This window comes from Variovorax paradoxus (assembly GCF_000834655.1).
Taxonomy (GTDB): domain Bacteria; phylum Pseudomonadota; class Gammaproteobacteria; order Burkholderiales; family Burkholderiaceae_C; genus Variovorax; species Variovorax paradoxus_F.
This window is the reverse complement of record NZ_JXQQ01000069.1, coordinates 95,258-101,947: the sequence shown is the minus strand read 5'-3', so window position 1 is coordinate 101,947 and position 6,690 is coordinate 95,258. Positions and strand designations below refer to the sequence as shown.

Below are 6,690 nucleotides of genomic sequence, written 5' to 3'. Positions count from 1 at the left end.
TGCGCCCTGGAGGCTGATCTTTTCGGTCTGGGAGTTCATGGCAGGGTGGGTGGGCGGGCCGGCAGCGCCGGTCGGGAGCACGGTACGAGCGAAGCGTCCACGGGAAAGTTCAGCGTCCGACGTCGGCAGGCAGCAGGAGCCGCTCGACGACCTCGCCGTTCTTCAGGTGCGACTCGACGATCTCGTCGATGTCGTCGGCATCGACGAAGGTGTACCAGACGGCTTCCGGGTACACCACCGCCACCGGTCCACCGGCGCAGCGATCCAGGCACCCTGCCTTGTTGACCCGCACCTTGCCCGGCCCGGAGAGCCCCGCCTCTTTCACCTTTGCCTTGCAGCGATCGAAGCCTTCCTGGGCGTTGTGCATGGCGCAGGAGTCTTCGCCGTTCTTGCGTTCGTTGAGGCAGAAGAAGATATGGCGGCCGTAGTAGCCGGACGGCGCGGCAGAGGTGGGACTGGGCATCGGCCGATTTTAGTGACCGCCGCCCCGCTACCCCGTCGCCGGGCTACGGCGCGAGCCGCCCCCTGCGCGACAGGGCCGCCACCACGTACGCCAGCACCGCGAAGGGCCAGACCCATCCCAGCCACTGGGCCAGCCCGTGGAAGCGGATGAAGCGCCCCTGCTCCCAGGTGGCCAGGGTCTGCGCGAAGTACGCGCTCTCGGGCGCCTGGTTCAGCAGGCTCAGCTGGAGCACGAGCCCCACCAGCAGCAAGGCCGCGCAGAGGCGCCGCGGCGCGGCCACGAGCAGCGCGCCCGCGACCAGCGCAGCCACCATGCCGACCTGGACGGGAAGATCCAGCCAGGCCCAGGCGTGCGCGGGTCCGTAGCTCAAGGCGGCCGACAGCGCCGAGGCGGCAAAGCCCGCCAGAAAGATCAGCGGGAGCAGCATCGCGCGTTGCACCACCGTGCGCGCCACCAGGTAGCCCAGCAGGCATGGCACCAGCGCGCCGAGCATCACGCACAGCAGCTCGACCGCCGGCACCAGGGGCTCGAGCTCGAACTGGCGCACCGGCAGCCAATCGATGAAGGGCGTGTCGAGCAGCCATTCGGAAATCGCGACCTCGAGCCGCTCGAACACCTGGCCCAGTCCGAAGGTGACGGCGGCGGGAAACAGCAGGGCGAACGGCCAGAGCGCGAGCAGCACGAGCGCGCCGCGCGAGTCCTCGATGAACCACTGCGAGCGCGCGCGGCCCCAGTGAGCCACCGCGCCCAGGCGCTCGAGCCCCACCGCCAACACCGCGCCCAGGATTGTTCCGGTCGTGTTCAGCCCCAGGTCGACGTTGGAAGGAATGCGCGCGGGCAGGTAGCTCTGCAGCGTTTCCATCGCAAAGGCGATCGCGGCGCCGGCCGCGGTGGCGCGCAGCACCGCGCCCCAGACGCCGGCGGTACGGCGCGTACGCAGCACCGCCAGGGCGCAGAGAAATCCGAAAGGCACGTAGCCCGCGACGTTGACCGCGAAGTCGAAGCCCGTCCAGTACTTGGGCCAGGGCGCTGATAAATAGGCCCAGGGCGCGATGCCCTGGTCGCGCCAGTCGGCAAACGGATAGAGGCTGGCGTAGACGATCAGCGCCGCATAGGCGAGCGCGAGGGGAAGCGCGGCGGACTTGTGCGGCTTCTCGACCGTGCCCACCGTTTTCATCGGGCTCAGAACGGCTTGACGACGACCAGGATCACGATGCCGAGCAGCAGCAGCACCGGCAGCTCGTTGAACCAGCGGTACCAGCGATCGTTGCGCCGGTTGCCTCCCGCGGCGAAACGCCGCAGCAGCACGCCGCAGCCATGGTGATAACCGATGACCACCAGCACCAACGCCAGCTTGGCATGCATCCAGCCGTTGCCCGGCCCGCGTCCGATGCCGTAGCCCAGCCAGAGCCACAGGCCGAAGGCCAGCGCCGGAACAGCCAGGAAGGTGGTGAACCGCAGCAGCTTGCGCGCCATCAGCAGGAGGCGTTCGCGCTCGGCAACCGACTCCGGCGGCACCATCGCAAGGTTGACGAAGATCCGTGGCAGATAGAAGAGCCCGGCGAACCAGCTTGCGATGAAGACGATGTGGAGAGATTTGACCCAGAGCATGGCGGCAGTTTAGTGGGGCACCGCACTCTCATACGGGGCTGTCACCCAACGCCCTCAAGCTCGGGACAAAAAAAAGCCCGACGTCTTCACGTCGGGCTGGGAAGCCCTTTTGCTGTCACACATCAAGGCACCCGCTCAGGGAGGAAAAGCGGGGAGCGGCAAGCCGCCCGCTTCAGAATTTAACAAAGACGAAACAAGGTTTCAAGCGACCAAGGCACTTTCTTTGTCATTCATAACTATTTATTTGGAACTTTATAGCTACTAATTTTCGTGGTTGTCAGACAACCCATCCCGCCGGCGGCAACACGGCGACTGAATGGTTCAGGCACAATTTTCGGGATATGACCCGCCCCTCCTCCCCCCTTGCCATGTACCCAGCCGGCCGCCCGCGACGCCTTCGCCGGGACACTTTCACTCGCAACCTGGTGCGGGAAAACATGCTGACGGTCAACGACCTCATCTACCCGGTGTTCGTCCAGGAAGGCGAGAAGCGGCGCGATGCCGTCGCCTCGATGCCCGGCGTGGAGCGCCTGAGCCTGGACCTGCTGCTGCCGGTCGCCGAGCAATGCGTGGCCGCCGGCATTCCGGTGATGGCACTCTTTCCGGTGATCGACGCGAGCCTCAAGACGCCGGCCGGTGACGAGGCATTCAATCCCGACGGACTGATTCCCCGCGTGGTCGCGGCCCTCAAGTCGCGCTTCCCCGAACTCGGCGTGATGACCGACGTGGCGCTCGATCCCTACACAAGCCACGGGCAGGACGGCCTGCTCGACGACACCGGCTACATCGTCAACGACACGACTGTCGAAGTGTTGGTGAAGCAGGCACTCACACAATCGCAAGCGGGTGTGGACATTGTGGCGCCGAGCGACATGATGGACGGCCGCATCGGCGCCATCCGCGCGGCGCTCGAGGCCCGCGGCGACGTTCACACGCGCATCATGGCCTACAGCGCCAAGTACGCCAGCGCCTTCTACGGCCCCTTCCGCGACGCCGTCGGCTCGGCCGCCACGCTCGGCAAGAGCAACAAGAAGGTCTACCAGATGGACCCCGGCAACAGCGACGAGGCGCTGCGCGAGGTGGCCCTGGACATCGCCGAAGGCGCCGACATGGTGATGGTCAAGCCCGGCATGCCGTACCTGGACATCGTGCGCCGCGTGAAGGACGAATTCCACGTGCCGACCTTCGCCTATCAAGTGAGCGGCGAATACGCAATGCTCAAGGCCGCAGCCCAGAACGGCTGGCTCGACCACGACGCCGTGGTGCTCGAAAGCCTGCTGGCCTTCAAGCGTGCCGGCGCCGACGGCGTGCTGACCTACTTCGCGCTTGACGCTGCGCGTTTGCTACAAAAATAATAGCTGTCCAAGCCCATTGCACATGGGCGAGCTGGGCGGTTTGACAGAAAACCAAGGTCGGTCGATGCGCATCTTCGAAATCAACCGCTCGCAAGTCAGCGAGCATCCGGCGCTCACGCCGCTGGCCGTACCGGGCGCTTGCGCCGCCAATGGCTATCTCTGGATTTCGCTCACGCGCGAGGAGTTTCGCGCCTCCTTGGCTGAGGTCCAGCAGATCATCCAGGCCCTGTGCCAGACCCAGTTGGTAGACCTGCACGTGGCCGACCTGCTCAACGACCAACTGCCCTCGCACTACGACTACACCTCGCAGTACGACGTGCTGGTGTTCCGGCGCCTGGCGACCAGCCAGGGGCAGGCGGCGCTGGGCAACGGCAAGGGCAGTGGCAACGAAGCGCCACCGATTCCTGCTAGTTCCGTCGCCACTGCCAAGCCCCGAGGCGGACCGCCCGTGCTGCGCCGGGTCGACACCCGGCCGGTGGGTTTCGCGGTGTTCGACCGGGTGCTGCTGTCGGTGCATCCCGAAGACGGCGCCGTGCGCGACGCCTTCGCCGCGCGGCTGCTGGCGGCCGGGTCGTCCGACGACCGCGGCGCCCCGGCGCTGGACGTTCGCGCCACGTCCACGCGCGTGCCCACGGGGCCCTCTGACCTGATGCTGCGCGTCATCAACCAGATCGTCGACGGCTACCTGGACCTGCGGCGCGAGCTCACCAAGCAGCTGGACCACTGGCAGACCGAACTGATCGATCCGCGCAGCCGGTTCACCAACTGGGGGGCACTGATGGAGGCGCGGCAGTCGCTGCACCATCTGGACGAGATCTGCGAGGACCAGCGCGCCGCCATGCAGGACTGGATCGATTCGCTCGAGACCCTGCCGCAGCCCAAGGGCGAAGCCGAGCGGCGCGAGCGGGAGCTGATCATGATCAGGAGCCGCGACGTGCTCGAGCACATCGAGCGGGTGGTGCACCACGTGCACCGGCTCGAGCAGAACGCCGAGACGGCCGTGCAGATGCACTTCAGCGTCCAGGGCCACCGCGCCAACGACATCATGCGGGTGCTCACGGTGCTGACCGCGATCTTCCTGCCGCTGAACCTGATCGCGGGCATCTTCGGCATGAACTTCGAGTTCATTCCGCTGGTTCACAAGGCCGACGGCTTCTGGATCGCCATGACCGCCATGCTGGTCATCGCGGTGCTGCTGGTGCTGATCTTCTGGCGCAAGCGATACCTCGCAAGAACACGCTGACCGCCCGCCCAACTAAAAAAAAGCCACGCTTTCGCGTGGCTTTTTTTTAAGAACGGCCCCAAGGGGCGGGTTCTTTACTTGGCAGTAGCGCCCGTGCCTTGCTGGGCTTGAACGCGTGCGTCCATCGGGTGAGTCATCGTCGAGACGACCTTGCTGTTGACGCGCGAACCCGAGGTCACGTTCTGGTCGGGAGCGTAGGCGGTGCGAACGGCTTCTGCTTCGACGATCGCACGGTCCTTCGACACGGCGACCGTTTCCGGGCCGCGCGAACCGCGGGTCACGTTCTGGTTCGGAGCCGCTGCGGTGCGCACGGCTTCGGCGTTGACTTCGTCGCGGCTCTTGGTCGAGACGGCGGTGTTCACGCCTTGGTAGGTTTCAGCTTGGGCGCCGGTAGCGGCCAGGAGGGTCAGTGCAGCGGCGGCGAGGATGTGCGAGGTCTTCATGTCAATTCCTTGTGTTCGTCGGATGGTTTGTCCACCAGGCTTGCTCGGTCGCTTGCCTGTGCGGCGAGTTTCAGACGAAATTCCCTACCGAAAACGCTCGGATCAGAGACACCGTGTTTCCTCTATTGAAACAATCCCTACACATTGGCATGCACAAGAAAAAGGGCCGGGGCCGCCTGCGCGGACCCGGCCCTTCAAAACGCGACGCGCCGGACCTATCGACCCGTCAGCGACCCTCGCAACTGCGGCGGCACTTCGCTGTTGGCGAAGGCGCGGCGGTCCAGGTTCTGGTTCGGCGCGTGGGCGGCGGCAACCGCCTCCGCGTGGACCGAAGCGCGATCGAGGCGGCTCGGTTGCGTGGTCAGCGGCAGTGGCACCACGTCGCCGTACACATTGCCGCGGCGCGCTGCGGCGGCGCCTTCGGCGTCCAATTGCGCACGGCTCCCGACGGCCTGGAGCGGCTGCACGGGATCGAAGCCCTGTGCTTGCGCGCCGGCGGCCGTCAGGATCGACAGGGCAGCAACTGCGATGATGTTCGAGGCGTTCATGGTTCGGCTCCTTCGGCGAGTGGACCGAGTGTGACGCAGGTCGCCCGGGGAAAACGCCGGAGAATCGAACCACCGCGTTACTCGAACGGAAACAATGGGCTCTTTGACATGGACAGTCTCGATCTGATCAGAACCTTCCGCGAGGTCGCCTCGCACGGCAGCTTCTCGCAGGCGGCCAAGAAGCTCGACATGTCCAAGGCCACGGTCAGCAAATACGTGGCCGAGCTCGAAACCCGCTTCGGCGTGCGGCTTTTGAACCGCTCCACGCGCTCCGTGAGCCTCACCGACGCCGGGCAATTGCTGCTCGATCGCAGCACGCCGGTGCTCGAAATGGTCGAACTCACCCAGGCCGAACTGCAGGATCGCGCCAGCCAGCCGGCCGGGCGCCTGCGGATCTCGGCGCCCCACGGCATGGGCAACGGCGAATTTCCCAACCTGCTGGCCGACTTCATGCGCTATTACCCCGACGTGAGCATCAGCCTGCAGCTGACCAACCGCGCCGTGGACCTGGCCGAAGAAGGCATCGACGTCGACATCCGCAGCGGCCCCGTCGAGGATGCCAACCTCATCGTGCGCAAGCTCCGGCTCATGGACATGGTGGTCTGCGCCTCGCCGGTCTACTGGAAGAAGCACGGCAAGCCCGAGCACCCGCGCGAGCTGGCCGGGCACGAGGCGCTCACCCACTCCCTGCTGGGCGCCCAGCCGGTGTGGCGCTTCGACGATGGCGGCAAGCCGCTCGATGTGCACGTCAAGAGCCGCATGGACTGCACCGAGGGCGCGCCGCTGATCCGGGTGGCGATGCGCGGCTTCGGCGTGATCTACCTGCCCTCGATCCTGGTGCAGTCGCACATCGAGCACGGCGAGCTCGTGCCGGTGCTGCAGGACTACACGCGCAAGGACATGTGGCTCTCGGCCGCATACCTGCAGCGGCGCCACAACAGCGCCGCGCTGCGCGCGCTGCTCGATTTCCTGCAGACCCGCGTGGGCGACGGACCAGGCCTCAAACGGAAGGCGTGACACAGAAAAA

The 6,690-nt window shown here is 66.1% G+C and carries 8 protein-coding genes; 3 read left to right on the top strand and 5 right to left on the bottom strand.

Annotated features, from left to right (window positions below):
- Positions 1 to 109 precede the first annotated feature (109 nt).
- Genes RT97_RS24355 through RT97_RS24345 form a run of 3 tightly spaced genes read right to left on the bottom strand, consistent with a single transcriptional unit; the run spans position 110 to position 2,074 of the window.
- Entirely contained in the window at positions 110 to 463 is a 354-nt protein-coding gene (locus RT97_RS24355) for a (2Fe-2S) ferredoxin domain-containing protein (RefSeq protein WP_042581415.1), read from the bottom strand.
- 43 nt (positions 464 to 506) lie between these two features.
- Positions 507 to 1,640: a VanZ family protein gene (locus RT97_RS24350; RefSeq protein ID WP_042581414.1), complete on the bottom strand. Its 1,134-nt coding sequence runs from the start codon at positions 1,638 to 1,640 to the stop codon at positions 507 to 509.
- 5 nt (positions 1,641 to 1,645) lie between these two features.
- On the bottom strand, positions 1,646 to 2,074 hold the full coding sequence (locus tag RT97_RS24345) for a CopD family protein (protein WP_042581413.1): 429 nt from the start codon (positions 2,072 to 2,074) through the stop codon (positions 1,646 to 1,648).
- A 368-nt stretch (positions 2,075 to 2,442) separates the two neighbouring features.
- Here RT97_RS24345 and hemB point away from each other — a divergent pair, with 368 nt between their 5' ends.
- On the top strand, positions 2,443 to 3,429 hold the full coding sequence (gene hemB / locus RT97_RS24340; RefSeq protein WP_042581412.1) for a porphobilinogen synthase: 987 nt from the start codon (positions 2,443 to 2,445) through the stop codon (positions 3,427 to 3,429).
- 64 nt (positions 3,430 to 3,493) lie between these two features.
- Positions 3,494 to 4,672 carry a magnesium transporter CorA family protein gene (locus RT97_RS24335; RefSeq protein WP_042581411.1) on the top strand — a complete coding sequence of 393 codons (1,179 nt, stop codon included), beginning with the start codon at positions 3,494 to 3,496 and terminating at the stop codon, positions 4,670 to 4,672.
- A gap of 74 nt (positions 4,673 to 4,746) precedes the next feature.
- Here RT97_RS24335 and RT97_RS24330 read toward each other — a convergent pair whose 3' ends face one another.
- Positions 4,747 to 5,115 (bottom strand): hypothetical protein, encoded by a 369-nt coding sequence (locus tag RT97_RS24330; RefSeq protein ID WP_042581410.1) that lies wholly within the window; start codon positions 5,113 to 5,115, stop codon positions 4,747 to 4,749.
- A gap of 215 nt (positions 5,116 to 5,330) precedes the next feature.
- A complete protein-coding gene (locus RT97_RS24325; RefSeq protein WP_042581409.1) occupies positions 5,331 to 5,663 on the bottom strand; it encodes a hypothetical protein in 333 nt (110 codons plus the stop codon).
- A gap of 108 nt (positions 5,664 to 5,771) precedes the next feature.
- Here RT97_RS24325 and RT97_RS24320 point away from each other — a divergent pair, with 108 nt between their 5' ends.
- The gene (locus tag RT97_RS24320) at positions 5,772 to 6,680 is read left to right on the top strand and encodes a LysR family transcriptional regulator (RefSeq protein ID WP_042581408.1); all 909 of its coding nucleotides are present in this window, start codon (positions 5,772 to 5,774) and stop codon (positions 6,678 to 6,680) included.
- Positions 6,681 to 6,690: the final 10 nt, after the last annotated feature.

What these genes read in the sequence shown, in the direction of transcription:
- RT97_RS24355 (WP_042581415.1), bottom strand. Translation starts at nt 463, where the DNA reads ATGCCCAGTCCCACCTCTGCCGCGCCGTCCGGCTACTACGGCCGCCAT.
- RT97_RS24350 (WP_042581414.1), bottom strand. Translation starts at nt 1,640, where the DNA reads ATGAAAACGGTGGGCACGGTCGAGAAGCCGCACAAGTCCGCCGCGCTT.
- RT97_RS24345 (WP_042581413.1), bottom strand. Translation starts at nt 2,074, where the DNA reads ATGCTCTGGGTCAAATCTCTCCACATCGTCTTCATCGCAAGCTGGTTC.
- hemB (WP_042581412.1), top strand. Translation starts at nt 2,443, where the DNA reads ATGTACCCAGCCGGCCGCCCGCGACGCCTTCGCCGGGACACTTTCACT.
- RT97_RS24335 (WP_042581411.1), top strand. Translation starts at nt 3,494, where the DNA reads ATGCGCATCTTCGAAATCAACCGCTCGCAAGTCAGCGAGCATCCGGCG.
- RT97_RS24330 (WP_042581410.1), bottom strand. Translation starts at nt 5,115, where the DNA reads ATGAAGACCTCGCACATCCTCGCCGCCGCTGCACTGACCCTCCTGGCC.
- RT97_RS24325 (WP_042581409.1), bottom strand. Translation starts at nt 5,663, where the DNA reads ATGAACGCCTCGAACATCATCGCAGTTGCTGCCCTGTCGATCCTGACG.
- RT97_RS24320 (WP_042581408.1), top strand. Translation starts at nt 5,772, where the DNA reads ATGGACAGTCTCGATCTGATCAGAACCTTCCGCGAGGTCGCCTCGCAC.